The organism is Borrelia persica No12, from assembly GCF_000500045.1.
Classification (GTDB): Bacteria; Spirochaetota; Spirochaetia; order Borreliales; family Borreliaceae; genus Borrelia; species Borrelia persica.
This window is the reverse complement of record NZ_AYOT01000114.1, coordinates 1-625: the sequence shown is the minus strand read 5'-3', so window position 1 is coordinate 625 and position 625 is coordinate 1. Positions and strand designations below refer to the sequence as shown.

The 625-nt window shown below is 34.9% G+C and carries 1 protein-coding gene and 1 pseudogene; both read left to right on the top strand.

Annotation, left to right across the window (positions count from 1 at the left end; all coding sequences use genetic code 11):
• Positions 1-220 (top strand): annotated as a pseudogene (locus tag U881_RS0102370) (hypothetical protein); the annotation flags it as partial.
• A gap of 30 nt (positions 221-250) precedes the next feature.
• Positions 251-613 (top strand): hypothetical protein, encoded by a 363-nt coding sequence (locus U881_RS0102365; protein WP_024653118.1) that lies wholly within the window; start codon positions 251-253, stop codon positions 611-613.
• The last annotated feature ends 12 nt before the right edge of the window (positions 614-625 follow it).

Below are 625 nucleotides of genomic sequence, written 5' to 3'. Positions count from 1 at the left end.
TCTGAAAGACCATAATATAGTAACATCAGTATTTAAAGGACTTGAACATCCAGTTCTTTATGAACCTGATGAAACAATAATGTTTGTTCCGATTGTGTCTGAAATAGGCTTTAGAAGATGTAGAGACATGGAAGGTGAGTATATCCGTGCAACAATGCAGTCAGCAGGAGTTGTTCATTTTCGTCCAGAAGAAGTTGTTGAGATTACTATTTCAAGTTAATAGATTAGATTCTAAAAGAGATTTATAGGCATGAGTCATGATATTAATAGTGAGAATAGTATTCTGAATTTTTGGATAGGTTCAACTGCGATAGATTCTTTGCGTGCTATGTGCATTCGTGAAGATGGTAGTGTATCTATACCAAAAAATCTTATGGCTGAGCTTTTAGAGTGTGTGAGGTATTCAAAGAACATTTTGAAACTTTACACAATCGAAAGTGAAGCCTATAAGAATTGGTTATTTATGCTATTGGAAGTGGTTTATGCAGAAGTATTTCACTCCAGGTGTTTTAAGGTTGGGCAGAAGAAGGATTGTAAATTTAGACAGTTGCTTGATCAACTTGACGCTCTTTTTCCAAGAGTTGACAGTAGTGCTTTTTTGCATATTGGCTAAAAATTGGAGGTT